The 25,124-nt window shown below is 70.1% G+C and carries 25 protein-coding genes; 18 read left to right on the top strand and 7 right to left on the bottom strand.

From position 1 onward, the window contains the following. Window position 1: 1 nt before the first annotated feature. Window positions 2-748, bottom strand: a complete 747-nt coding sequence (locus tag QQ657_RS18315; RefSeq protein WP_284743378.1) for a FadR/GntR family transcriptional regulator — start codon at window positions 746-748, stop codon at window positions 2-4. Between the two features lie 64 nt (window positions 749-812). On the opposite strand from QQ657_RS18315, the gene QQ657_RS18310 reads away from it, so the two are divergent. The 10 genes from QQ657_RS18310 (at window position 813) to QQ657_RS18265 (ending at window position 10,530) form a co-directional block, all read left to right on the top strand. After that, entirely contained in the window at window positions 813-2,303 is a 1,491-nt protein-coding gene (locus tag QQ657_RS18310) for an ABC transporter substrate-binding protein (RefSeq protein ID WP_284743377.1), read from the top strand. Further along, complete coding sequence (locus tag QQ657_RS18305) at window positions 2,300-3,244, top strand: ABC transporter permease (RefSeq protein WP_284743376.1); 945 nt, start codon at window positions 2,300-2,302, stop codon at window positions 3,242-3,244. Before QQ657_RS18310 ends, QQ657_RS18305 begins: the two co-directional genes overlap by 4 nt. After that, on the top strand, window positions 3,244-4,050 hold the full coding sequence (locus QQ657_RS18300) for an ABC transporter permease (RefSeq protein WP_284743375.1): 807 nt from the start codon (window positions 3,244-3,246) through the stop codon (window positions 4,048-4,050). The genes QQ657_RS18305 and QQ657_RS18300 overlap by 1 nt, the downstream gene beginning before the upstream one ends. Further along, a complete protein-coding gene (locus QQ657_RS18295; protein WP_284743374.1) occupies window positions 4,047-4,778 on the top strand; it encodes an ABC transporter ATP-binding protein in 732 nt (243 codons plus the stop codon). Before QQ657_RS18300 ends, QQ657_RS18295 begins: the two co-directional genes overlap by 4 nt. Continuing rightward, a complete protein-coding gene (locus QQ657_RS18290) occupies window positions 4,775-5,545 on the top strand; it encodes an ABC transporter ATP-binding protein (RefSeq protein WP_284743373.1) in 771 nt (256 codons plus the stop codon). Before QQ657_RS18295 ends, QQ657_RS18290 begins: the two co-directional genes overlap by 4 nt. Further along, window positions 5,538-6,950: an aldehyde dehydrogenase family protein gene (locus QQ657_RS18285; protein WP_284743372.1), complete on the top strand. Its 1,413-nt coding sequence runs from the start codon at window positions 5,538-5,540 to the stop codon at window positions 6,948-6,950. Before QQ657_RS18290 ends, QQ657_RS18285 begins: the two co-directional genes overlap by 8 nt. Continuing rightward, on the top strand, window positions 6,947-7,702 hold the full coding sequence (locus QQ657_RS18280) for an SDR family NAD(P)-dependent oxidoreductase (RefSeq protein ID WP_284743371.1): 756 nt from the start codon (window positions 6,947-6,949) through the stop codon (window positions 7,700-7,702). Before QQ657_RS18285 ends, QQ657_RS18280 begins: the two co-directional genes overlap by 4 nt. Window positions 7,703-7,711: 9 nt before the next feature. Beyond that, the gene (locus tag QQ657_RS18275; protein ID WP_284743370.1) at window positions 7,712-9,097 is read left to right on the top strand and encodes an amidase; all 1,386 of its coding nucleotides are present in this window, start codon (window positions 7,712-7,714) and stop codon (window positions 9,095-9,097) included. 79 nt (window positions 9,098-9,176) lie between these two features. Beyond that, window positions 9,177-9,689 carry an RNA polymerase sigma factor gene (locus tag QQ657_RS18270; RefSeq protein ID WP_284743369.1) on the top strand — a complete coding sequence of 171 codons (513 nt, stop codon included), beginning with the start codon at window positions 9,177-9,179 and terminating at the stop codon, window positions 9,687-9,689. Continuing rightward, complete coding sequence (locus tag QQ657_RS18265; RefSeq protein ID WP_284743368.1) at window positions 9,682-10,530, top strand: CU044_5270 family protein; 849 nt, start codon at window positions 9,682-9,684, stop codon at window positions 10,528-10,530. The genes QQ657_RS18270 and QQ657_RS18265 overlap by 8 nt, the downstream gene beginning before the upstream one ends. A gap of 15 nt (window positions 10,531-10,545) precedes the next feature. Here QQ657_RS18265 and QQ657_RS18260 read toward each other — a convergent pair whose 3' ends face one another. Beyond that, window positions 10,546-11,394, bottom strand: a complete 849-nt coding sequence (locus QQ657_RS18260; protein ID WP_284743367.1) for an HpcH/HpaI aldolase/citrate lyase family protein — start codon at window positions 11,392-11,394, stop codon at window positions 10,546-10,548. Further along, the gene (locus QQ657_RS18255; RefSeq protein WP_284743366.1) at window positions 11,391-12,461 is read right to left on the bottom strand and encodes an HpcH/HpaI aldolase/citrate lyase family protein; all 1,071 of its coding nucleotides are present in this window, start codon (window positions 12,459-12,461) and stop codon (window positions 11,391-11,393) included. The genes QQ657_RS18260 and QQ657_RS18255 overlap by 4 nt, the downstream gene beginning before the upstream one ends. A 421-nt stretch (window positions 12,462-12,882) precedes the next feature. Between QQ657_RS18255 and QQ657_RS18250 the strand changes: the two genes are divergently transcribed. The 3 genes from QQ657_RS18250 to QQ657_RS18240 are packed head-to-tail and all read left to right on the top strand — an operon-like array spanning window position 12,883 to window position 15,167. Further along, window positions 12,883-13,536, top strand: coding sequence for a hypothetical protein (locus tag QQ657_RS18250; RefSeq protein WP_284743365.1), 654 nt, complete (start codon window positions 12,883-12,885; stop codon window positions 13,534-13,536). Between the two features lie 33 nt (window positions 13,537-13,569). Then, window positions 13,570-14,220: an SDR family oxidoreductase gene (locus QQ657_RS18245; RefSeq protein ID WP_284743364.1), complete on the top strand. Its 651-nt coding sequence runs from the start codon at window positions 13,570-13,572 to the stop codon at window positions 14,218-14,220. After that, the gene (locus QQ657_RS18240; RefSeq protein WP_284743363.1) at window positions 14,217-15,167 is read left to right on the top strand and encodes a ribose-phosphate diphosphokinase; all 951 of its coding nucleotides are present in this window, start codon (window positions 14,217-14,219) and stop codon (window positions 15,165-15,167) included. The genes QQ657_RS18245 and QQ657_RS18240 overlap by 4 nt, the downstream gene beginning before the upstream one ends. Here QQ657_RS18240 and QQ657_RS18235 read toward each other — a convergent pair. Next, complete coding sequence (locus tag QQ657_RS18235; protein WP_284743362.1) at window positions 15,164-16,459, bottom strand: D-arabinono-1,4-lactone oxidase; 1,296 nt, start codon at window positions 16,457-16,459, stop codon at window positions 15,164-15,166. The two genes, QQ657_RS18240 and QQ657_RS18235, sit on opposite strands and share 4 nt — an antisense overlap. Before the next feature lie 87 nt (window positions 16,460-16,546). On the opposite strand from QQ657_RS18235, the gene QQ657_RS18230 reads away from it, so the two are divergent. Next, the gene (locus QQ657_RS18230; protein WP_284743361.1) at window positions 16,547-17,731 is read left to right on the top strand and encodes an amino acid deaminase/aldolase; all 1,185 of its coding nucleotides are present in this window, start codon (window positions 16,547-16,549) and stop codon (window positions 17,729-17,731) included. Window positions 17,732-17,782: 51 nt separating this feature from the next. Here QQ657_RS18230 and QQ657_RS18225 read toward each other — a convergent pair whose 3' ends face one another. Further along, a complete protein-coding gene (locus QQ657_RS18225) occupies window positions 17,783-18,430 on the bottom strand; it encodes a TetR/AcrR family transcriptional regulator (protein WP_284743360.1) in 648 nt (215 codons plus the stop codon). A 129-nt stretch (window positions 18,431-18,559) separates the two neighbouring features. Between QQ657_RS18225 and QQ657_RS18220 the strand changes: the two genes are divergently transcribed. Together QQ657_RS18220 and QQ657_RS18215 are read left to right on the top strand one after the other, a co-directional pair. After that, on the top strand, window positions 18,560-19,885 hold the full coding sequence (locus QQ657_RS18220; RefSeq protein ID WP_284743523.1) for a GH1 family beta-glucosidase: 1,326 nt from the start codon (window positions 18,560-18,562) through the stop codon (window positions 19,883-19,885). After that, window positions 19,875-21,143, top strand: coding sequence for an MFS transporter (locus QQ657_RS18215; protein WP_284743359.1), 1,269 nt, complete (start codon window positions 19,875-19,877; stop codon window positions 21,141-21,143). Before QQ657_RS18220 ends, QQ657_RS18215 begins: the two co-directional genes overlap by 11 nt. Window positions 21,144-21,518: 375 nt before the next feature. Here QQ657_RS18215 and QQ657_RS18210 read toward each other — a convergent pair whose 3' ends face one another. Then, entirely contained in the window at window positions 21,519-21,944 is a 426-nt protein-coding gene (locus QQ657_RS18210; RefSeq protein ID WP_284743358.1) for a hypothetical protein, read from the bottom strand. A gap of 12 nt (window positions 21,945-21,956) precedes the next feature. After that, window positions 21,957-22,295, bottom strand: coding sequence for a hypothetical protein (locus QQ657_RS18205; RefSeq protein WP_284743357.1), 339 nt, complete (start codon window positions 22,293-22,295; stop codon window positions 21,957-21,959). 337 nt (window positions 22,296-22,632) lie between these two features. On the opposite strand from QQ657_RS18205, the gene QQ657_RS18200 reads away from it, so the two are divergent. Further along, window positions 22,633-24,018 carry a helix-turn-helix transcriptional regulator gene (locus tag QQ657_RS18200; protein ID WP_284743356.1) on the top strand — a complete coding sequence of 462 codons (1,386 nt, stop codon included), beginning with the start codon at window positions 22,633-22,635 and terminating at the stop codon, window positions 24,016-24,018. Between the two features lie 19 nt (window positions 24,019-24,037). Then, entirely contained in the window at window positions 24,038-24,925 is an 888-nt protein-coding gene (locus QQ657_RS18195; RefSeq protein WP_284743355.1) for an aminoglycoside phosphotransferase family protein, read from the top strand. The last annotated feature ends 199 nt before the right edge of the window (window positions 24,926-25,124 follow it).

The following is a 25,124-nucleotide window of genomic DNA, read 5'->3' as shown; positions in this document are numbered from 1 at the left end:
TCTAGGACCGAAGCAACGGCGCGAGCAGCGGCCGTTGCGCGGCGGGTACGTATTCGGCGTAGTTGTCGTACAACGCCTGTTTGGCGAGGTGCGCCGCGCCGGCGCCGTCGGCCGAGCGGATCGCGTCGAGCACTTCGGCGTGGTGGGAGAGCCACGCGCGCATCAGCGACGTCCGGTTGCTGGCGTGTTCGAGCTTGTCCTCGATCAGTTCCAGGACGACCCCGCGGACGACTTCTTCGCTGACCACCAGCAGGGGATTGCGCGAGATGCGCGCGATGACTTCGTGGTAGGCGACGTCGGCGCGGCTGAACTCCGCATAGCCGTGCGAGACGCCTTCGCGCATCGCCTCCAACGCCGTGTCGAGGCCGGTCAGGTCGTCTTCGGTGCGGAGTTCGGCGGCGAGCAGGTGGGCCGAGCCGTCGAGGATCATCCGGAACTGCAGCAACTCCGCCAGCCCGACGTGGTCGGCCCGCGCGAGCCGGTGCATCGAGCGGTGCAACGCGGCGGGGGACGCGGCCAGCACCTCGGGTCCGCGCGGGTCGCCGGGCCGCGAGCGGATCATTTCCGCGGCCTGCAGCACTCGCAAGGCTTCCCGGACCGTCGAGCGGCCGACGCCGAACTGCGTCATCAGCTCGCGTTCGCTGGGCAGGCGTTCCCCCGGCTTGAGCGCGCCGCTGACGACGGCCTCCTCGATCTGCTCGACGACCCGCTCGTACGCGCGGACCGGAGCCACCGGTTCGAACCGCATCTTGACCTCGTCGTCCGCTCAGTGCAGGCTACTGGTCAGACCAGTGTACTGACCTGGAGGCCGAATGAAAGCCCGGATTCCCCTGCTGGCAGCGGTGCTGCTGCTCGTGGTGTCCGGCTGCTCGGCCGGCTCGTCGGCGAGCGTTTCCGCTGGTCCGGACACGCTTTCCGTCGGCTTCACGGCGGAGCCGGCGAACTTCGACTTCACCAAGACCGACGGCGCCGCGATCCCGCAGGCGCTGCTCTACAACGTCTACGAAGGCCTGGTGAAGCTCGACTCGCAGGGGCGCGTGGTCCCGCTGCTCGCGAAGTCGTGGACGATCAGCCCGGACCGCCGCACCTACGACTTCCAGCTGCAGCAGGGCGTCAAGTTCAGCAACGGCGCGCCGTTCACCGCCGAGGACGTCAAGTTCTCGCTGCTGCGCGTGAAGACCGACTGGACGATCTCGATCAAGTCCACGATGGACGTCGTCGACCACGTCGACGTCGTGGCGCCGGACCACGCGCGGGTCGTGCTCTCGAAGCCGTCGAACGGCTGGCTGTTCAGCCTCACCAGCCGGCTCGGCGCGATGTTCAGCCCGACCGGCGTCGCCGACCTGGCGAACAAGCCGATCGGCACCGGGCCGTACGTCGTGGCGGCGCGCAAGCGCGGCGACTCTGTGGTGTTGAAGGCGAATCCCGGGTACTGGGGCCGGGAGCCGGCGTACAAGACGGTGGTCCTCAAGTACATCAAGGACCCGACGGCGCTGAACAACGCGCTCTACAGCAACGGCATCGACGTCATCTCCGCGATCACCGCGCCGGACTCGATCCCGCAGTTCCAGGCGGACGACCGGTTCCAGGTCGTCCAGGGCACGTCGAACAGCGAGGTCACGCTGGCGATGAACAACGCGCGGGCGCCGCTGAACGACGTCCGCGTGCGCCAGGCGCTGACGTACGCGATCGACCGGAAGGCGTTGCTGGACACGGCGTGGGCGGGGCGCGGCACGTTGATCGGCAGCATGGTCCCGCCGACCGATCCCTGGTACGAGGACCTTTCGAACGTCTACCCGTTCGACCCCGCGAAGGCGAAGGCGCTGCTGACCGAGGCGGGTGCGACGAACCTGAACCTGCGGCTGCGGATCCCGAACCTGCCGTACGCGGTGTCGGCCGCGCAGGTCGTCCAGTCGCAGCTCGCCGACGTCGGAGTGCGGACCACGATCGAGCCCCTCGACTTCCCGGCGGTCTGGCTGAAGCAGGTGTTCACCGACCACGACTACGACCTGTCGATCATCCAGCACGTCGAGGCCCGCGACATCACGACGTTCGGGAAACCGAAGTACTACTGGGGTTACGACAGCAAGCGCGTCCAGCAGCTGCTGGCCGAAGCCGACAGCGGGACGCCGGAGCAGCAGGTCGCCGACATGAAGCAGGTGGCGCGGCAGCTCAACACCGATGCCGCCGCCGACTGGCTGTTCCTGTTCCCCAACGTCATCGTCGCGAAGGCGAAGGTCGGCGGGTTCGTGCAGAACCAGGTCAGCGAGTCGTTCGACCTCACCGGATTGGCACCGCGATGACCGCCAAGGTGCTGCGCCGGGTGGCGATCTTCGTGGTCAGCGTGCTGGTCGCGTCGATCGTGGTGTTCCTGTTCATGGCCGTGCTGCCGGGCGATCCGGCGCAGGTCGCGCTCGGTGTCAACGCGACGCCGGAGCTGCTGGCCAAGACGCGTGCCGAGTTCGGCATCGACCGCCCGCTGGTCACGCAGTACTTCGACTGGATCGGCGGCGTGCTGCACGGCGACTTCGGCCGCTCGTACGTCACGCGCGACACCATCGGCCCGCAGCTGCTCGACCGCCTCGGCGTCACGCTCTGGCTGGTCGGCGCCGGGATGGTGGTGGCGCTGGTGATCGCGATTCCCGCGGGCACGTTCGCCGCGGTGAAGCACCGGAAGGCGTCCGGCGCGGGCGTTTCCGTGCTGTCGCAGATCGGCGTCGCGATCCCCGCGTTCCTCGCCGGGATTGTTCTGGTGCAGATCTTCGCCGTGCAGCTGCGCTGGCTGCCGTCAGGTGGCTGGACTCCGCCGAACCAGGATTTCGGCGAGTTCTTCCGCGGCCTGATCTTGCCCGCGCTGTCCCTCGGCCTGGTGCAGGGCGCGGTGCTCACGCGCTACGTGCGCTCGGCCGTGCTGGACACGCTGGGCCAGGACTACTTGCGTACGGCGCGGTCGAAGGGCCTCAGGCCAGGGCAGGCGTTGGTGCGCCACGGGTTGCGCAACGCGTCGGTCCCGGTGGTCACCGTGCTCGGCCTGCAGCTCGCGACGCTGCTGATCGGCACGGTGGTCGTCGAGCGCGTGTTCGTGCTGCCGGGCCTGGGTTCGATGCTGCTGGACGCCGTCGCGTCCCGCGACCTGCTGACCGTGCAGGGGATCGTGCTCGTACTGGTGGTGGGCGTGCTGCTGGTCAACTTCGTCGTCGACGTCCTCTACACCGTGCTCGACCCGCGATTGCGAGGTTCGTGATGCGCAATCTGGTCATCGGCGGAGTGCTCGTCGGCCTGGTCGTGCTGGCCGCGGTGCTGTCGTTCTTCTGGACGCCGTTCGACCCGGTGAAGGTCGACGCCGCGCACCGCCTGCTCGGCTTCGGCGGCTCGAACCTGTTCGGCACCGACAAGTTCGGGCGTGACCTGCTGAGCCAGATCATGGTCGGCGCGCGCACCACGTTGTACGTCGGTGTCGTCGCGGTCGGTATCGCCGCGGTGATCGGCACGCCGCTGGGCATCCTGGCCGGGATGTCGCCGCGGTGGCTCGGCGAGTTCGTGATGCGCGTCAACGACCTCGTGCTCGCGTTCCCCGCGCTGCTGCTGGCGATCATGTTCGGCGCGGTGTTCGGAGCCGACACGCTCACGGCGATGGTCGCGATCGGCATCGCGACCATCCCGTCGTTCGCGCGGATCGCCCGGTCCGGGACGCTGCAGGTGATGAGCACGGAGTTCGTGCTCGCCGCGCGGGCCGGCGGCCGGTCGAAGCTGACCATCGCGGTGCGGCACGTGCTGCCGAACATCTCGGGACTGCTGATCGTGCAGGCGTCGGTGTCGTTCGCGATCGCCGTGCTCGCCGAAGCGGCGTTGTCGTTCCTCGGCTTCGGTACGCGCCCGCCGACGCCGTCGTGGGGCCGGATGCTGCAGGAGTCCCAGGAACTGCTGACGGTCCAACCGCGGCTGGCGCTGGTGCCGGGCATCGCGATCGCCGTCGCCGTGCTGGGCTTCAACCTTCTCGGCGACGGCCTGCGCGACCGCCTGGACCCCCGATTGGTGGCGAAGGTATGACCCTTTCCGTCACGGGGCTCAGCGTTTCTTCGCTCGTTCGCGACGTCTCGTTCGAGATCGGCGCGGGTGAGCGCGTCGGGCTGATCGGCGAGTCCGGCTCCGGGAAGTCGCTGACGGCGTTGTCGATCATGGGCGTGCTGCCCGAGGAACTGCGCGCGTCCGGCTCGATCCGGCTCAACGACCGCGAGCTGCTCGGAATGTCCGAAAAGGACTTTTCGCGCCTGCGTGGCGATGAGCTGGCCATGGTGTTCCAGGAACCGATGACGGCGCTCAACCCGGCCATGCGGGTGGGCCGCCAGGTCACCGAACCCGGGCGCATCCACGGTCGCCGTCAATCCGCTGAAGCGCTGCTCGACGCGGTCGGGTTGCCGGGCACGGCCCGCGCGTACCCGCACCAATTGTCCGGCGGCCAGCGGCAGCGGGTGGTGCTCGCGATGGCGCTGGCCAACGAGCCGTCCCTGCTGATCTGCGACGAGCCGACGACCGCCCTCGACGTCACGGTCCAAGCCCAGATCCTCGCCCTCATCAAGAGCGCACTTTCACGTGAAAGTGCGTTGCTGTTCATCACGCACGACCTCGCGGTGGTGGCGTCGGTGTGCGAGCGCGTCCTCGTGATGCTCGACGGCGAGATCGTCGAAGCGGGCTCGACGCGCGAAGTGCTGACGCAGCCGAAGCACGAGTACACGCGCAAGCTGCTGAACGCCTCGGACCTGGAGGCCCGGCGATGATCATCGAAGTCCGCGACCTCGAACGCCGCTACGCCCGGCGGGACGTCCATGCGCTGCGCGGCGTCAGCTTCGACGTCGAGGCGGGGCAGCGGTTCGGCATCGTCGGCGAGTCCGGTTCGGGCAAGTCGACGCTGGTCCGGTTGCTGGCCGCACTCGACAAGCCGACCGCGGGCACGGTCTCGTTCCAAGGCCGGCGCATCGACAACCTGCCCGAGCGCAAGCTGGGTTTCCTGCGCTCCGAACTGCAGATCGTCTTCCAGGACCCGATGGGTTCGCTCGATCCGCGCATGCGCGTCGCCGACATCATCTCCGAACCGCTGGGGCGCCGGAACCCGAAGCTCGTCGACGAGCTGCTGGCGGCGGTCGGGCTTCCCGTGGACGCGGCGGGGCGGTACCCGCACCAGTTCTCCGGCGGCCAGCGGCAGCGGATCTCGATCGCCCGCGCGCTCGCGCCGAACCCGAGCGTGCTGATCGCCGACGAGCCGGTCAGCGCCCTCGACGTCTCGGTCCGCGGTCAGATCCTCGACCTGCTCGCGTCGCTGGTGGAGCAGTTCGCGCTGACGCTGATCTTCGTGTCGCACGACCTCGGCGTCGTCCGGCACGTCTGCGACCGCGTCGCCGTGATGCGCCGTGGCGAGATCGTCGAGCTGGGTGACGTGGCGCAGGTCTACGACGCACCTGAGCACGAATACACCCGGGAACTCCTGGCCGCCGCGCCGAACCTGCGTGCGGAACTGGCCCGGTTGAGCGGAGGTGACGATGGCTGAGTACCCGGACGGCCTGCCGGTCGGCGCGGACTGGGTGTCCACTGTGGACGCCGCGGAAATCGTTTTCCCCTACGACGGGAGCGTCGTCGGCACCGCGCCCATCGGGACACCCGAGCTGGCGAAGCGCGCTGTCGACGAGGCTGTCGCCGTTGCGCGCGAAGTGGCTTCGCTGCCTTCGCGGACCCGCCGCAAGCTGCTCAACGACGTCGCTGCGGCACTGGCCGAGCGCCGCGAGGAGTTCGAGAACCTGCTCGTCCTCGAGACCGGCAAACCGCTGGTCGACTGCCGGGTCGAGGTCGCCCGCACGATCGTCACGTGGGAAGCCGCGGCCGAAGAGGTGTCGCGGCTGCACGGCGAGACCGTGCCGCTGGACCTCCTGCCCTCCGGCGACGGCTTGGTCGGGTTCTGGAAGCGCAAGCCCATCGGCGTGGTCGTCGGCATCGCGGGCTTCAACTACCCGCTGCTGCTCGCGTCGCACAAGATCGCGCCCGCCATCGCCGCGGGTTGCCCGGTGATCGTCAAGCCGGCACCGCAGACCCCGCTGGCCACGCTCTGGCTGGTGCACCTCGTGCGCTCGGCCGCGCCGCTCGTCGCCATGGTCCAGCTGGTCACCGGCGACGCGTCCGTCGGCTCCGCGCTGACGACCGATCGCCGGATCGGCGCGGTCTCGTTCACCGGATCGGCCGCGGTCGGGCACCGCATCGCGCGGGACGCGGCCCCGACGAAAACGCTGCTGGAGCTGGGTTCGAACGCGGCTTTGGTCGTCGCCGGCGACGCCGACCTCGAGGCCGCGGTGGACGCCGTGGTGCGTGGCGGCTTCTACGCGTCCGGCCAGGCGTGCATCTCGGTGCAGCGGGTCCTGGTCGTCGCGTCGGTCGCCGAGGAGTTCACCGAACGGCTGCTGGCCCGGCTCGACGAGGTCGTCGTCGGTGATCCCCGCGACGAGAAGACGCGGGTGTCCGCGCTGATCGACCCCGCGTCCACCGAACGCGTCCAGGCGTGGATCGAGAAGGCCGGTGCTCGCCGGGTCGGCGGGGGTATCGACGGCACCGTGCTGCGGCCAACCGTCCTGCTCGACGTCCCGGACGGCGTCGAGGCCTGGGACGAGGAGATCTTCGGCCCGGTCGTCTGCCTGCGCACGGTGTCCGATGTGGACGAAGCGTTCGCCGCGGTGAACGCGTCCCGCTACGGCCTCCACGCCAGCGTCTACAGCCGCTCCCTCAACACGGCGTTCCGCGCGCTCGACGAACTGGACGTCGGTGGCGTCGTCGTCAACGAGGTGCCCGGCTTCCGCTCGGACACCATGCCCTACGGCGGGGTGAAGGACTCCGGCATCGGCCGCGAAGGGCCGCGGTTCGCCGTCGAAGAGCTGACCGTGACGAGGATGGCGGTGCTGCGCCCGTGAACTACGAGAACCTGTTCCGGCTGGACGGCCGCCGGGCCGTCGTGCTCGGTGCGGGCGGGATCGGCCGTGAGGCGGCGCGAGCGTTGGCCGCCCACGGTGCTTCAGTCGTGTGCGCGGACCGGGACGTCGAGGCCGCGCGCGAGTCCGGCGTCGGCGAGGCGTACGAGGTCGACCTGCTCGAACCCGGCGCGATCGACCGCGCGGCGACGGACCTCGGCCCGCAGGACATCGTCGTGCTGACCGCCGCGACGAACGTCCGCAAACGTTTGCTGGACTACACGCGGGAGGAGTTCGACCGCGTCATCGCGCTGAACCTCGGTGTGTCATTCGAGGTCGTCCGCGTCTTCGGCGCCGACATGGTCGCGCGGGGGCGGGGGAGCATCATCGGCTTCTCGTCGATCCGCGGGACGACCGTCGAGCCCGGTCAGGGCCCGTACGCGGCGACGAAAGCCGGGCTCGTCCAGCTGTTCCGGACGGCCGCCGCGGAGTTCGGCCCGGCCGGGGTGCGGGTCAACGCGATCGCCCCCGGCGTCGTCGAGACCCCGCTGACCGCGCAGATCAAGGCGAACCCGGAGTGGTACGACGCGTACGCGCAGAAGGGCGCGTTGGGCCGCTGGGCGCGTCCGGACGAACTGGCCGGCGCTGTCGTCTACCTCGCTTCGGACGCTTCGTCGTTCGTGACCGGCTCCGTGCTCGCGGTCGACGGTGGCTGGACCGCCGTCGACGGCCGCTTCGAACCGCCCGCCTCTTGAGGAGCGTTCATGCCTGAGTTGCCCGACCTGACCGCTGTCGACCTCGTCGCGCAGTACCGCGCCAAGACGCTCTCGCCGGTCGAGGTGACCGAAGCCGTTCTCGCGCGCATCGAGGCGCGAGAGCCTGAGTTGCACGCGTTGTACGCGTACGACCCTTCGGCGGCTCTCGATGACGCGAAGGCGTCCGAAGCTCGCTGGGCGTCCGACGAACCACTGGGCCCGATCGACGGCGTCCCGCTGACGCTCAAGGAGAACATCGCCACGCGCGGCACCCCGGTGCCGCTGGGCACGGCGGCGACCGCGCTGGTCCCGGCCGCCGAGGACGCACCGGCGGCCGCGCGCGTCCGCGAGTCCGGCGGCGTGCTGCTGGCCAAGACGACGATGCCGGACTACGGGATGCTGACGTCCGGGCTGTCGAGCTTCCACGAGACGGCGCGGAACCCGTGGGTGACGTCCGCGAGCCCGGGCGGGTCGAGCGCGGGTGCGGGTGCGGCGGCCGCGGCGGGGTACGGCCCGCTGCACGTCGGCACCGACATCGGCGGCTCGATCCGGCTGCCCGCGGGCTGGTGTGGCCTGGTCGGGCTGAAGCCGAGCTTCGGGCGCGTGCCGGTCGCCCCGCCGTTCCTCGGCCGCGTCGCCGGCCCGATGACCCGCACGGTCGCCGACACGGCGTTGCTGATGAGCGTGCTGTCGGCGCCGGACGCGCGTGACCACCTGAGCCTGCCGCCCGCCGACCTGCCGTGGTCTTCCCTCGACGGCTCCCTCGAAGGACTGCGCGTCGGCCTGCACCTCGACCCCGGCGTCGGTCTCCCGGTCGACCCGGCGACGCGCGACGCGGTCACGGCCGCGGCGAGGGCTTTCGAAGCCGCGGGCGCGCTCGTCGAGCCCGTCGGCCCGTTTCTCACCCGCGACATGCTCAGCGGCCTGGACGTTTTCTGGCGCACGCGTGCGTGGTCGGACATGCTCGGGCTGTCGGCGGAGCGGCGCGCGAAGGTCCTGCCGTACATCGCGGACTGGGCCGCGGGCGGCGCCGAGGTGTCCGGAGTGGACGTCTACCGCGGCTTCGCCCAGATCGACGTGATCAGCGTGGCGGCCCTGCGCGCGACGGCTCCTCATGACGTCGTGCTGTCCCCGACGTGCCCGGTCGCGGCCCCGCCGGCGGAGTGGGCGTCCCCGACGAACGACCCGGCGAGGCCGTTCGAGCACATCGCGTTCACGGTGCCGTACAACATGTCCGGCCAGCCGTCGGTGTCCGTGAACTGCGGCTACACCGACGACGGCCGCCCGATCGGCCTCCAGCTCACCGGCCGCCGCTTCGACGACGTCGGCGTCCTGCGCGTCGCGGCCGCATACGAGCGCCTTCGCGAGCCGCAGCGGCCCTGGCCGATCGGATAGGGAAGAAGATCCGGGCCCGCGGCGAAGTGGTGGTGGAACTGTCGCCGACGGGAAGGATCTCCATGACAGAGGCAGCCACATGACGGCGGCCCCGGTGCTCGGCACCGAGCTGTTCACCGAGGTGCACGACCGGCACTTCGCGGCCATCTACCGGTATGTCGCCGGACGGCTCGGCGCCCAGGCGGCGGAGGACGTCGCGGCCGAGACGTTCCTCGTCGCCTTCGACCGCCGGAAGACGTTCGACGCCACCCGCGGCGACCTGCGCGCCTGGCTGTTCGGCATCGCCACGAACCTGGTGTCGAGGCATCGCCGTAAGGAGGCCCGGCACTATCGCGCGCTTTCGCGGCTCGAGGTGCCCCGGCCCACCGAGGGGCACGAAAACCGCGTCCTCGACGCCGGTCGGCTGGGAAAAGCGTTGTCGCGGCTGACCGCGGGGGAGCGTGACGTCCTGCTGCTGGTCGCTCTCGCCGACCTCGGGTACGCGGAAGTCGCCGAGGCACTCGGCATCTCCCCGGGCACGGTCGGCTCCCGGCTCAGCCGCGCCCGCAAGAAGCTCACCCCCGTACTCGCCCAGGAGGCGCGTGATGAATGACCTGCAGACGCTGCGTGCGGCGCTGACCCCCGACGAGCCCGCCCAGGACGTCGCCGACCGCAGCCGGCACCGGCTGCAGAACCACATGCTCGGCGGCGGCCGCCGCCGACGCGTCGGCCCGCTGGCGATCGGCGCCGGGCTCGCCGCCGCCGCGGCGGCCGTCGCGGTCGTGGTGACGACCGTGCCCGGTCCGCCGGCCGCACCGCCGCCTCCCCAGGCCGTGGCGCCGGTCGACCCCGGCCGGCAGATCCTGCTGGCGGCGGCCACGGCCGCCGAGCACGCCCAGGTCGGCACCGGCAAGTACTGGCACACGACCACGAAGGTGGGCAAGGCAACCTGGGAGTACTGGACGACCACCGACGGGCAGGAGTGGTACCGCGGCGAGAACACCCACGGCAAAGCCGAGCTCCTGCCCCGCGCCCGGCCCATCCGGATCAACGGCGACGACGACCTCACCCTCAGCACGATCCTGACGCTGCCCGCGGATCCGGCGGCCTTGCGTGACTGGCTCGCGGAGGGGCTGACGCGGCACGGGACCCCCGCGAACCAGCGGGACACGGCGGTGCTCCAGTCCTTGATCGACCTGGTCTCCGTCGTGCCGTCGCCCCCTGCGGTCCGGGCGGCGGCGTTCCGCGCGGTCGCCGAGTACCCGGGCGTGACCGGGCTACCCGACGGCAAGGGCGTCCGGCTCCCCGGCGGTGGCCGTCTCGTCGTCGACCCCGCGACCGGCCAGGTGGACAGCTCGTCGGTGTTCCTGGGCCCGGACGGCAAACCGGCCCACGACGCGAACGGTGACACGTACGCGGTGAGTGGCGAGTGGACGGACGACCTGCCGAAGTGAACCGGCCCGAGGCCGTCAGCTCTTGACGGCCTCGGCCAGCGCCAACACTCGCCGCGCGTTGTCGACGTGCAGGTTCTCGATCATCCGGCCGTCCACAGTGACCACGCCGCTGCCGGCGTTCTCGAAGGCCTCGATGATCCGCCGAGACCGGTCGATCTCCGCTTCGGACGGCGCGAAGATCCGGTTGCACGGCTCGACCTGGCCCGGGTGGATGAGCGTCTTGCCGTCGAAGCCGTACTGGCGGCCCTGGACGCATTCCTCTTCGAACCCGGGAAGGTCCTTCACGTCGTTGTAGACGCCGTCGAGGATCACCTTGCCGGTCGCGCGCGCGGCCAGCAGGCACAGCGACAGCCCGCCGAGCAGCGGGCCGCGGCCCGGGACGAACTCCGCGTGCAGCTCCTTGGCCAGGTCGTTCGTGCCCATCACCAGCACGGTCAGCCGCTCGGACGCCGCCGCGATCTCCTCGGCGTGCAGCATCGCGACCGGCGTCTCGACCATCGCCCAGATCTTCGTGTGCTCCGGCGCGCCGCCGAGTTCCAGCGCGCGCTCGATGTTGTGCACTTCGGACGCCGAGTTCACCTTCGGCACGACCACCGCGGCCGGGCCGGCGGACGCGGCCGCGCGCAGATCGGCGTCGTGCCACTCGGTGTCCAGGCCGTTGACCCGGATCGTCACTTCCCGCGAACCGTAGTTCCCGACGGCCGCGCACACCCGCTCGCGAGCGGCTTCCTTGGCGTCCGGCGCGACGGCGTCCTCGAGGTCGAGGATCAGCGCGTCCGCCGGGATGGTCTTGGCCTTCTCCAGCGCGCGTTCGTTGGCGCCGGGCATGTAGAGAACGGAACGTCTCGGCTTCAGCTCGGTCATCCGAGGATCTCCTTGGTGGCGGCGTCGTAGGCGGCCGCGAGCTCGGGGTCGTCCGCCGCGAGGGCGTCGGCCAGTTCGGCGACCACGCGGCACTGCTTCACCGACGCGTCGTCCTGCATCTTCCCGTCGATCATCACCGCGCCGGTGCCGTCGCCCATCTCGGCGATCACCTTGCGCGCCCAGGCCACATCGGACGGCGAAGGCGAGAACACCTTCTTCGCGATGTCGATCTGCACGGGGTGCAGGCTCCACGCGCCGACGCAGCCGAGCAGGAACGCGTTCCGGAACTGGTCTTCGCACGCGACGACGTCGCGGATGTCCCCGAACGGCCCGTAGTACGGCAGGATCCCGTGCATCGCGCAGGCGTCCACCATCCGCGCGACCGTGTAGTGCCAGAGGTCCTGCTGGTAGGTCGTCCGGCCTTCGGTCAGGTCGTCGCCGATCGGGTCGGTGCGCACCAGGTAGCCGGGGTGACCGCCGCCGACGCGGGTCGTCTTCATGCGACGGCTCGCGGCCAGGTCGGCCGGGCCGAGCGAGATGCCCTGCATGCGCGGGCTCGCGCCGGCGATCTCCTCCACATTGGCCACGCCGCTCGCCGTCTCGAGGATCGCGTGCACCAGCAACGGCTTCGTCAGCCCGGCGCGCGCTTCGAGCTGGGCCAGCAGGCGGTCGACGTAGTGGATGTCCTGCGCGCCCTCGACCTTCGGCACCATGATCACGTCGAGCTTGTCGCCGATCTCGGTGACGAGCGTCACCAGGTCGTCGAGCACCCACGGCGAATCCAGGCTGTTGACCCGGGTCCACAGCTGCGTCTTCCCGAAGTCGTTGGCCTTGGCGATGGCGACGAGCCCGGCGCGCGCGGCCTCCTTGCGGTCGGCGCGCACGGCGTCCTCGAGGTTGCCGAGCAGGACGTCTACCTTCTTCGCGATGTCCGGCACCTTCGCGGCCATCTTCTCGTTGCCCGGGTCGAAGAAGTGGATCATCCGGGACGGCGTCACCGGGATCTCCCGCACGGGGGCGGGCGCGCCCAGGGCGAGCGGGGCGAAGAAGTCCTTCGGGGAGCGCATCGGTCCTCCACGGCGACGACTAAGTGACTGATCGGTAACTTTAGTCCGGGGCGCCCGGCGCCGCTGCGGCGCAAGTCACCGCCATGTGGGTGACGGTGGACATGCGCAGCTCAGCGGCCTGCGTCCACTGTGGATTTTCCCCGGGTTGCGCCGAACGGACCAGTCGGGCGCGAAGCGCGATTCCTGCCCCCGGTAGTCGGTCGCGGGCGGACGGTAGTGCCACTCACCTCGCGATCACTCGGTTGGCCGCACCGTTCGACCGAAGTCGGATGACCGCCTACCGACCGGTCATCGACCGCTGGGCGCCGCCGATCGCAGCCACTCGCACTACCCGGCGACGCCGCGCCGCCACGCTGTTAGACAGATTGGGTGCCGGTTTTCACCGGTCACGAAGCGGTGCAGGTTAGAAGGAGGCGGACTCGTGGCGGCTACACCTCAGAACACCGAGCGCTCGACGGTCGCCGGTGGCGCGAAGCGCAGCCGGTCGATGCCGAGCCGGGTGGTGCCGCCGATCGAGCTCCCCGCGAGCGTCGACGAACTCGCCCGCACCGCCGCCGCCCAGCTGGGCTGGAACGGCGTCGTCCTCCCCGAGACCACGATCCTCGGCCGCAAGGTCTGCGTGGTCGCCAAGCTTCGCACCGACGTGCACGCCGAACGCATCGCGATGGGTGCCGGCCCGGTGGCCGACCGCGCCACCGTCGACACCTGGACCTGGCCGGAGCTGGCCGGAACCGCCCCCGCCCCGGCCGCCGAGATCGTCGGCGTCCTGGCCGTCGCGCGCCACTGGCGCACCGCGATGGCCTCCGCGGTTCCGTTCGCCCGCTACGGCGAGGCCGCGATGGTGCTGCCGTCGCCGGCCGTCCTCACCGAGGACTACGTCGGCAACTGCCTGCCGCGTGCCCGCGCGTACGGCCTCGCCGTCGTGACGGCCGACCCGAACGCGGTCGTCGACCTCGACCTCGAGGGCCGCACCGAGCGCGTCCTGCTGGCCGAGGACCCGGTCTCCCGCCTGGTGAACGAGCTCGTCTACGACCACCTGCTCCGCACCGCCGAGGCCCCCGCTTCCCTCGACTGACGGTCTTGATCGATCCCTACTAGGGTCGGGCTCATGCGAGTCGTCATTGCAGGTGGACACGGTCAGATCGCGCTGCGGCTCGAGCGGCTGCTCGCCGCGCGCGGTGACGAAGCGGTCGGGATCATCCGGAACCCCGCCCACGCGGCGGACCTTGAGGCCGCCGGCGCCCAAGGCGTCGTGCTCGACCTGGAGAGCTCCGATGTGGACGCCGTCGCCGAGGTCCTGAAGGGCGCCGACGCGGCGATCTTCTCGGCCGGCGCCGGCCCGGGCAGCGGCACCGCCCGCAAGGACACTGTGGACAGGGGTGCCGCGGCGCTGTTCGCCGAAGCGGCCGAGCGCGCCGGAGTCCGGCGGCACATCCAGGTCGGTTCGATGGGCGCCGACAACCCGGACAACCCCGACGTCACCGAGGAGTTCCGCCACTACCTGCGCGCCAAGCGCGCGGCGGAAGACGACCTCAAGGCCCGCGACCTCGACTGGACGATCCTCCGGCCGGGGCAGCTCACGGACGACGCCGGCACGGGCTTGGTCCTGCTGGCCGGGAAGACCGGCCGCGGCCCGGTGCCGCGCGACGACGTCGCCGCGGTGCTCGTCGCTCTGCTCGACACGCCCGCGACGGCGCGGCGGACCTTGGAACTGATTTCCGGCGAAGACGCGATCAGTAAGGCGATTTCAGCACTGTGATCACTCAGGCATCGAGAGAAATCGCCGTCTTCAGCGGCAGCGCGCACCCCGAACTGGCCGAAGAGATCTGTGAGCACCTCGGCATCCCGCTGCAGCCGACGGAGATCCGGCGGTTCGCGAACGACTGCCTCGAGGTCCAGTTGCAGGCGAACTGCCGCGAGCGGGACGTCTTCATCATCCAGCCGCTGGTGAAGCCGGTGCAGGAGCACCTGGTCGAGCTGCTGCTGATGCTCGATGCGGCGCGCGGGGCGTCGGCGTCGCGGATCACCGCCGTGATGCCGCACTACTCGTACGCGCGCTCGGACAAGAAGGACGCGCCGCGCATCTCCCTCGGCGGCCGGCTGGTCGCCGACCTGCTGACGACCGCCGGCGCGAACCGCGTGCTCGCGATGACCCTGCACTCGCCGCAGGTCCACGGCTTCTTCAGCGTCCCGGTCGACCACCTGCACGCGCTGCAGGAGCTGGCCAAGCACTTCCGCCAGTACGACCTCTCGCGCACCACCGTCGTCTCACCCGACCTGGGCAACGCGAAGGAGGCGTCGCACTTCGCGCGGCTGCTCGGCGTCCAGGTCGCGGCCGGCGCGAAGGAGCGTTTCCCCGACGACCGCGTCCAGATCAGCTCGGTGATCGGGGAGATCACCGGCCGCGACGTCATCGTGCTGGACGACGAGATCGCCAAGGGCAGCACGGTCATCGAGCTGCTGGACAAGCTCACCGAGCTGGAGCCGCGGTCGGTCCGCGTCGCCTGCACGCACGGGCTGTTCGCCGCGAAGGCCATCGAGCGCATCGGCAGCCGGGCGGAGGTGCTGGAGATCGTCTGCACCAACACGGTTCCGGTGCCGGAGGAGGAACGCACCGAGAAGCTGAAGATCCTGTCGATCGCGCCGGCCATGGCCGAGGCGATCCGCCGGATCCACAACGGCGAATCGGTCTCGGCGCTCTTCTAGGCCGGGCCCAGCACCCGGTCCAGGTAGGTGTTCGTGAAGACGCCGTTCGGGTCGGTTTCCTTGCGCACGCGCAGGAAGTCGTCGAAGTGCGGGTAGCGCGAGCGGAGGACGCCGGCGTCGAGGTCGTGCATCTTGCCCCAGTGCGGGCGGCCGCCGACCGCGCCGGCGATCTTCTCGAACGCGCTGAAGTACTCGCGGTACGGCATGCCGGTGAACTGGTGGATGGCGATGTAGGCGGAGTCGCGGCCCTGCGCGGTCGACAGCCAGATGTCGTCGGCCGCGGCGACCCGCACCTCGACCGGGAACATCACCGGGTCCTTCAGCGTCGGCACTACGGCCCGTAGTTCGGCGAGCACGTCGAGCACTGATTCACGTGGAACAGCGTATTCCGTTTCGGTGAAGCGGACGTTGCGCGCGGTGACGAAGACGCGGTGCGAGATGTCGCTGTACTCGCGCGCCGAGAGCATGTTCGACGCGAAGCTGTTCAGCGGGCGCACGAGCCGCGGCATCAGCCGGCCCGTACGGCAGAGTCCGCCGAACGCGACGTTCTCCATGATCTGGTAGTCGACGAACTCGCGGACCTTGCTCAGCGGCTCCGCGGTCTCGCACCGGTTGTTGCGCTTGACCAGCGCGTTCTTGCCGTAGGGGAACCAGTAGAACTCGAAGTGCTCGTTCTGGTCGGCGAAGTCGTGGAAGCCTTCGAGGACCTGCTCCAGCGGCTCCGGCCGTTCCTGCGCGCGCAGCACGAACGACGGCTCGCACTGGAGCGTCACCGTGGTGATCACCCCGAGCGCGCCGAGGCCGACGCGGGCGGCCGAGAAGAGGTCGGGCTTTTCTTCCGCCGAACAGGTGACGACCGAGCCGTCGGCCAGGACGAGCTCGAGCGCGGCGATCTGGGTGGCGATGCCGCCGAGGCGCGCGCCGGTGCCGTGGGTGCCGGTGGAAATCGCGCCGGCGATGGTCTGTGCGTCGATGTCGCCGAGGTTGGTCATGGCCAGCCCGAGCACGTCGAGCTCGGCGTTGAGCTGCTTGATCGTGGTGCCCGAGCGGACGGTGACCTGGCCGGTTTCGAGGTCGACGCGGTCGATGCCGGTCCAGTGGCGCAGGTCGAGCGCGTCGGAGTCGGCGACCGCAATCGCGGTGAAGGAATGTCCGCTGCCCCAGGGGCGCACGGTGCGGCCGGCCGCGGCGATGCCTTCGACGGCCGCCGCGATCTCGGCCGCGCTGCGCGGCTGGTGAACGTGTTGTGGCGAGGCGGACGCCGTGCCCGCCCAGTTGGTCCACCGGGTCATGCGCGCGCACCCTTCATCCGTCGAGTGCCCGAAACAGTATGTGAACAGTATTCGCGTTTCAAGCCTTCGTGTCGTACTTTAGACCTCGTGACCAGTGCGACGGTGTACGACTTGGCGACCAAGGACCTCGATCCGCCCTTGGCCGTCGTCGACTTGGCTGCCTTCGACGCGAACGCGGACGACCTCCACCGCCGCGCGGCGGGCAAGCCCATCCGCGTCGTCAGCAAGTCGGTCCGCTGCCGGGCGTTGCTGGAGCGCGTGCTCGCGATGCCGGGCTTCCAGGGCCTGATGTGCTACTCGCTGGCGGAAGCCATCTGGCACGTCGAGCAGGGCACGACGGACGACGTCGTCGTCGCCTACCCGACGGCCGACCACGAGGCGCTCCGCCGCCTGGCCGCGTCCGATCTCGCTCGCGCGTCGATCACGATCATGGTGGATTCGCCCGAGCACCTGGACCTGGTGGACGCCGCCCTCGGCCATGGCCACCCGGAGATCCGGGTGTGCCTGGAGCTGGACGCGTCGTGGCGCCCGGTGCCCGGGATCCACGTCGGCACCCGGCGTTCCCCGATCTTCACGCCGAAGCAGGCGTCGACGTTCGCCCAGCAGGTCGTGGCGCACCCGGGTTTCCGCCTGGTGGGCGTCATGGCGTACGAGGGTCAGATCGCCGGCCTCGGCGACGCGGTGGGCCGCCGGGTGAACCAGGCGGTGATCGGCTGGATGCAACGCCGTTCGGCGGCGGAGCTGAACCGCCGTCGCGGCGAAGCGGTCCGCGCGGTCGAGGCGGTGACGCCCCTGGAGTTCGTGAACGGCGGCGGCACGGGAAGCATCGAGTCCACGGGCGCGGACGCGGTGGTCACGGAGATCGCGGCGGGTTCGGGCCTGATCGGCCCGACGCTCTTCGACGGGTACACGCGTTTCAAGCCCCGCCCGGCGGCGCTGTTCGCGTTGCCGGTGGTCCGCCGCCCGACGCGCAAGATTGCCACGCTGTACTCCGGCGGTTACATCGCTTCGGGGCCCACGGGTCCTTCGCGCCAGCCGACGCCGTACCTCCCGACAGGCCTGAAGTTCCTCGGTTTCGAGGGAGCGGGCGAAGTCCAGACCCCGGTGACGGGCCGAGCGGCCCGCACCTTGAACCTGGGCGACCGGGTTTGGCTGAGGCACGCCAAGGCAGGCGAGCTGGCGGAACGCTTCACGCACTACCACCTGGTGATGGGCGACCGGGTGGAGCGAACGGTCCCGACGTACCGGGGCGAGCACCGGAACTTCGGCTGACCCAGAGGTTGTCCACAGCTGTGCATACCTGTGGACAACTTCTGTGGACAGCTAGGACTGCTCCCCGAACCGAGCCGCCAAATACCCCTTCACCACGTACTTGGCCTCGGCGACGATCTTCTCGTCCCCGCTCGGCTCCTGCCGGAAGGCCAGCTTCAGCAACGCGTCGGCCACCTCGTTGGCGATGCCGATCGCGAACCGGAGGTCCTCCACCGGCCGATCCACCTGCGTCGCCACCAGGTCCGTCAGCGAATCGACGAGCACCGCGTTGTTGTCGCGGGTCTCGTCCAGCAGCTGCCGGTCGATGATGTCGCCGAAGTGGACCTTGGAGAAGCCCGGCACGGATCGGTGCATCTCCAGGTAGATGTCGAGGATCGAGTCCACGACGTCCCACCAGTGCTCGGGCCCGAGCTGCTTCAGGCGCTCGTTGACCGCGCCCACGAACCGGTCCAGGTTGCGGGCGGTAAGCGCTTGCACGACCGCTCGCTTGTCCGGGAAGAACTGGTACAGCGAACCGACTGCCACGCCCGCTCGTTTGGCGATCAAGGTCGTCGTCAGTGCGTCGTAGCCGAGCTCGTCGATCAACGCCGCGCTCGCGTCGAGCATCTGCTCGACCCGCTTCGCGCTTCGCTGCTGGACCGGCTGGCGACGCAAGGGGGTGGCTTCTGCCGGCACCTTCGCGGCCTGGATGTCGGACACGGCACTCCTCCTCGTCTGATCTGGGACTTTATCGTGCCGACGGGCTTCCCCACGGACGAGTGAAGACCTAGTATATGAGAACTTTTCATGTTCACCCAGAAGGGTGGCCTGACGAAAGGGTCAGCACCGGTGCAGAACCCGATCTTCCCGCCCGGCTTCCTCTGGGGTGTTTCGACTTCGGCGTTCCAGATCGAGGGCGCCACCAGCGAAGGTGGGCGCGGACCGTCCATCTGGGACACGTTCACCGCGACCGAGGGCAAGATCGCCCGCGATGAGACCGCAAACGTAGCGGCCGACCACTACCACCGCTACCCCGAAGACATCGCCCTGATGGCGGAGCTCGGCGTCGGCGCCTACCGGATGTCCATCGCCTGGCCTCGCATCCAGCCCGACGGCAAGGGCGCACCCAACCCCGAGGGGCTCGGCTTCTACGACAAGCTCATCGACGCCGTCTGCGAAGCCGGAATCGCTCCCGCCGTCACGCTCTACCACTGGGACACCCCGCAGGCGATCGAAGACGACGGCGGCTGGCTCTCCCGCACGACCGCTGAGCGCTTCGCGGAATACGCTCACATCCTCGGGGAACGCTTCGCCGACCGGGTGAAGCTGTGGATTCCGCTCAACGAGCCGATGGTGATGTCCATCTTCGGCTACGCGATCGGCGAGTACGCGCCCGGCAAAACCCTCCTGCTCGACGCCATCCCGACCGCACACCACCAGAACCTCGCCCACGGCCTCGCCGTCCAGGCCCTCCGCGCGGCGGGCGCGACCGAGGTCGGCACGGCCAACAACCACTCGCCGATCTGGCCGTCCGACGACTCCGCCGAGGACGAAGCAGCCGCCGAGTGGCTCGACGCGCTGCTCAACCGGCTCTACGCCGACCCCGTGCTGCTCGGCAGCTATCCCGAGCAGCTCCACGAGCACCTCCCCGCCGGGTTCGCCGACGACCTGCCGACCATCGCGCAGCCGCTCGACTTCTACGGCGTCAACTACTACGAGCCGCAGGGGGTCGCGAAGCCGAGCCCGGGCAACCCGCTGCCCTTCGACCTTCGCCCGATCGAGGGTTATCCGATGACGACCAACGACTCGCCGATCGTCCCGCACGCCCTGCGCGAGCTGCTGCTCGACTTCCACCGGCGCTACCGCGACAAGCTGCCGCCCGTCCAGATCACCGAAAACGGCTGCAGCTTCGCCGACGTCGTCGCCGAAGACGGTGGCGTGCACGACCCCGAGCGCATCGACTTCCTGCACAGCCACCTCGTCGCGCTGCGCGAGGCGATGGATGCCGGCGTCGACGTCCGGGGTTACTTCTGCTGGTCCCTGATGGACAATTTCGAGTGGTCCAAGGGCTACGCGCCACGCTTCGGCCTGGTGCACGTCGATTACGAAACCTTGCGGCGCACGCCGAAGGACTCGTTCCACTGGTATCGGAAGCTGGTGCGGGATGAGCAGTGAGACGACCGAGGCGACCGGCCTGCCGGAAGCCCTCGCCGAGCCCGTCGTACGGGTGCGCCCCGGCTGGATGAGCCTGCTGTTCTTCGCGAACATCGCGCTCTGGCTGGGGATCTACGCGCCGATCCAGGTGCTGCTGCCACAGCAGGCCGAACTGCTCGACCAGGTGAACAAGGAGTTCGTGCTCGGCCTGGTGATGGGTGTCGGCGCGATAGTGGCGCTGGTCGTCAACCCGGCCGTCGGGCTGCTGTCCGACCGGACGTGCTCGCGCTTCGGCCGTCGCCACCCCTGGACGGTCATCGGCGCCGCCGTCGCGGCTGCCGGGCTGCTGGTGCTGGGTTTCGCGCCGAACGTCGCGCTGCTGATCGTCGGCTGGTGCCTCGTGCAGGCCGGGCTCAACGGCATGCTCGCCACGCTCATGTCCGCCATCGCCGACCGCGTCCCGGTGGGGCAGCGCGCGCAGGTCGGCGGGCTCGTCGGCATCGCTCAGATGCTCGGCACGGTGCTGGGCGCGGTCGTGGTCGTCGTGATGCTCGGCATCGCCGGGATTCCGCTGGCGTACGCGGTCTGCGCGGTGATCGTCGTCGTGGGCGCCGCGTTCTTCGTGCTGCGGACGCCGGACGCGCGGCTGCCGGTCGAGTTCCGCCCGTCGTCGCAGGCCGGCGAGGTCCTGCGCAACCTGTGGGTCTCGCCGCGCCGGCACCCGGACTTCGCGTGGGCGTGGTCGTGCCACTTCATGATCAACCTCGGCAACGCGTTCGGGACGCTCTACCTGCTGTTCTTCCTCAAAGACGCGGTGCACTACGAGGACCCCGATACGGGGCTGCTCATCATGATGGGGCTGTACGGCGTCGCGCTCGTCATCGGTGCCGTGCTCGCCGGCCACTTCTCCGACAAGTCCGGACGGCGTAAGCCATACGTCCTTGCGGCGTCCGGTGTGATGGCGTTGGCCGCTTTGCTGCTGGTCATTTGGCAGAGCTGGCCGGTCGCGCTCGCCGCGTCCCCGCTGCTGGGCGTCGGTTTCGGTGCGTACATGGCCGTCGCGCTGGCGATGCTGACGCAGGTGCTCCCGACGGCGCAAGACCGCGCGAAGGACCTGGGTGTCATCAACATCGCGAACTCGCTGCCGCAGGTGGTCGCGCCACTGCTGACCCCGCTCGTGCTCGCCTACCTGGGCGGCTACTCGGGATTGTTCGCGGCTTCGGCCGTCGCGACGCTGCTGGCCGCGGTGCTCGTGCTGCGGGTGAAGGCAGTTCGCTAGAGAAATGGAACCGCGGGCCGGTGCCGGTCGGGGGAGGGGAGTGCAACGGCACCGGCCCGCGGAATTCAGGGGCCGCTCACAGGCGGGTCACGTCGAGGCGAACCAGTGGTCCAGGCCTCTTCGATGATCAATCTAGCGGGGGATTACCGCCTGGGCTAGGCCTAACGCGTAATTTTTTCGATTAATCGCGATGGGGACCGGGGTGAGGCGGCCGGGGACCGGTTCGCGCTGCTCGGGGGTGCGGGCGAAACAGTCCCCGGCCGGGCGAGAGCCGGCACGGGTCGATGGGGCGATCGGCCCGGCCGCAGTCGCCGGATCGGGGGCGGAACGGGGTCCGGGGCCGCCACCGCGGGAGGTGGCGACGGCCCGGGTCCGTCAGGCCGTGACCGCTCGGCGCGGGTTCACCAGCGCGTGGCGACCGGTGGTCTCCGCCGCGGTGGGGGCCGGGGCCGGCCGTCCCTGCGCCGGAACCGGGCTGGTGCGGCGGCCCTGCAAGCGGCTGTCCGTGGAGGCCTGCTGCTGCGGAGCGAGCCCGCCGGCCACCAGGTGTTCGTGGGCGACCTGCCAGACCGAGCACGGCGCCTTGCAGCGGTGCCACCGGGTCGAACAGGTCGGGCAGTCGCCGCGCTCGTCCGGCTCGTGCATCTTCAGCATCGCGCGCCACGCCTCCGTCAAGCGGGGGAGTTCGGAGCGCGCGACCGAGACGAGCGACTGGGCGTCGGCGCGGTTCGCCAGGTCGGTCAGCATGTCGAGGCGCTCCCAGACCGCATTGCGGAGGACCTGCCCGAGTACCTGATCCATGTCAGCTCACCGTTACCTTTCCGCCATCTTGGCGGCTTCGTTGAGCGCGGCGCGCAGCTGTCCGAGCTGGCCGGACGTCAACCGCGCGGTCTCGCCGGGGGGCGAGACCAGTACCACCTGGTTGTCCTCGACGAACACCGTCACCGCGCGTTCGCGGCTGATGAGGTCGCCGCACTGCACGCGCCACACCAGCTGACCGCCCTCGTAGTGCCGGACGTTCGCGGTGCGGGGGTCCACCGCGGCGGCGGGGGTGACCGGGCGGACGGCGGAGATGGGAGAGACCACCGGCCGCACGGCGCGGGTCGCCGTTCCGGCATGTCCCCCTACTGCGAACGAGTCCACGAACTCCACGCCCTTCTCCGCTCTGTCGTGCCGTCTCCGAACCCCTCGGGGCTCTGAAGATGCCTTCTGCAACATCGCCTTGTCATAAGCACTGCGGTTTTCGTAGCTCTCCGTGATCGCTGCCGGTGTCCGGGCGGTGACGGAGATCTGACAACTACAGTGAGGTGAAACCGGGTGCGATAGAAGGTCGAAATGGCGTCATAGCGGTGACCGGACCAGGTTCCACGGTAAGCGGTCAACGGACTTCGCCCGGACCGATCAGGGCACCAGTTCGGCTGTTCACACGGTTCCGCAGGTTTGCCTACGCTGTTTCACAGACGCCCGACCGGACAGTGGAGGGGGCGCGATGGACGCCAGTAACGGTGGCAGTGCCGACGCCCGGCAGAGCCACGCAGTTCCCGCTGACGCGTGGGAGCAGCCGGAGATGAGAGCGGCTCTCGCGTCCCGCGAGATCAGCGCCGTCTACCGGCTCCTGCGCAAGCACGGTGTCTCGCAGCGCCAGATCGCCGCGATGACCGGCCAATCCCAGTCCGAGGTGTCGGAGATCCTCAAGGGTCGCCAGGTCATGGCCTACGACGTCCTCACGCGGATCGCCGACGGCCTGGGTGTCCCCCGTGGATACATGGGCCTCGCCTACGACGAGGCCACGGCGATACGCGTCGTCGGCTCCGCCGACGGCCAGCAGGCTGAGGAGGACGAGTCCGTGAAGCGACGGAGGTTCCTCGCGCACGCCGCCCAGGTCACGATGGGTGCGGCGGTGTTCGGTCCGGAATCCGGCACGTGGTCGGCGGGGCCGGCGCGCACGCCGGCGCCCGGGCGCATCGGCATGACCGACGTGCGGCAGGTGGAGGCCGCCACGCGCGCCCTCCGCGCGCTGGACTACCAGTACGGCGGCGGGTTCTGCCGCGACGCCGTCGTCGCGCAGCTGTCCTGGGGACAGCAGATGCTCGAGGCGCACGGCACGGACATCGTCAAGAACCGGCTGTACGTGGCGCTCGCCGACCTCCACTCGCTGGCCGGCTGGACGTCCTTCGACACCGGGCTGATGGACTCCGCCCGCGGCCACTTCGCGAACGCGCTGGACCTGGCCAAGCAGGGCGAGAACCACCCGCTGGTGGCCAACGTCCTCTACCGCATGGGCCGCGTCTACCTGCACCAGGACGCCCCGAACGACGCGCTGAAGCTGTTCCAGCTGGGCCAGATCGCCGCCCAGGAATCCGGCTCCGAGCTGGCGGTTTCCGTGCTCTGCGCGAACGAGGCCTGGGCCTACGCGATGATGGGCAACGAGGAGCAGGCGGTGAAGCTGCTCGGCCGGAGCAAGGACGAGTTCGAGCGCGCCAACCTGGCCGAGGCCGAGTCGTGGGTGAAGTTCTTCACCGAGACCGACGTCTACGCCATGGTCGGCACCGTCCACACGGTCCTCGCGCAGCAGAACTCCGAGCACACGAAGTACGCGATCCCGGCGCTGACCAGGGCCGTCGAGTCCTACGACGACGAGATGGCCCGCTCCAAGACGTTCATGCTGAGCGCGCTGGCCACCAACCACCTGCTGGACGGCGACCTCGACCACGGCGCGAAGGTCGGCGGCAAGGCCATCGACTGCGCCGAGGGCATCAAGTCCGAGCGGGTCAAGGACCGCATGCGGCCTCTGCAGGACGAGGCCGAGCGCCGCCGCAACAACGCCGACGCCCGTGACCTCGCCGACCGCCTCAACGCTTTCTACGCCGCATAGCGCCGAAGGCGCCGGCGTCTTGGACGGCCGGTTCACCTCCGGCAAGCTGCGTGGCGTACTGGCCGAGACGTGCGCGCTGCTGGGTTTCGACCCGGCGGGCGCACGGCTGCTGCGGTTCACCAACAACGCGGTGTACGCGCTGGTCACCGCGCCTGTCGTGATCCGGATCGTCGGCTCGACCCGGCTCCGGCACCGCGTCGAAACCGTGGTGCGCGTGGCCCGGCACTTCGAACGCCACGACGTCCCCGCGATCCGGCTGCTCGGCTCGATGGAGCAGCCGCTGCCGGTCGGCGAGCACCTGGTGACCGTGTGGCACCAGGTGCCGAGCATCGGCCGGCCGGCGACGTCCACCGACCTGGCCCGGCTGCTGCGCCAGGTGCACGCGCTGCCCGCGCCCGACGGTCTCGCCGAGTGGGCGCCGTTCGCCGCGGTCCGGGCCCGGGTGTCCGACGCCGAAGAGCTCACCGCCGGCGACCGCGAGTTCCTGCTCGACCGCTGCGCCGAGCTCGAAGCCGCGCTGGCCGAGCTGGAGTTCCCGCTGCCCAGGGGCCTGGTCCACGGCGACGCGTACCCGGGCAACGTCATCCCCGGTCCGGACGGGCCGGTGCTCTGCGACTTCGATTCGTCGTGCGTCGGCCCGCCGGAGTGGGACCTGACGCCGCTCGCCGTCGGCCGTGAGCGGTTCGGGGACCCGGCGGTGCGCTACCGGACGTTCGCCGCGGCGTACGGCTTCGACGTCACGTCGTGGTCCGGGTTCGCCGTGCTCCGGGCGATCCGCGAGCTGAAGCTGACGACGAGCGTGCTGCCGATCCTGCGCAGCCGCCCGCGGGTTCGGCCCGAGCTCTACCGCCGTTTGGACGATCTCCGGAACGCCCGGACGGACTCGCGGTGGACCCGTTACCGCTGACCGTGATCTGTCACTTCATGTGACCGGCGCCACAATCTGCACGTGCATTCGACGACGGCAAATGACCGTTCGTCGCTTCCGAAATGCGGTCAGCTCTGGGTAGAAAGTTCGGTCCGACAGGTCGCCCCCAATGGTCTACCCCTCATCCCAATGCGCAAGTTGCAGCTACTCGCCGTGACCTGAGACCGGCTCTACCAGC

It is taken from the genome of Amycolatopsis ponsaeliensis (assembly GCF_030182635.1).
Classification (GTDB): Bacteria; Actinomycetota; Actinomycetes; order Mycobacteriales; family Pseudonocardiaceae; genus Amycolatopsis; species Amycolatopsis ponsaeliensis.
This window is presented reverse-complemented; position numbering and strand designations above follow the sequence as displayed.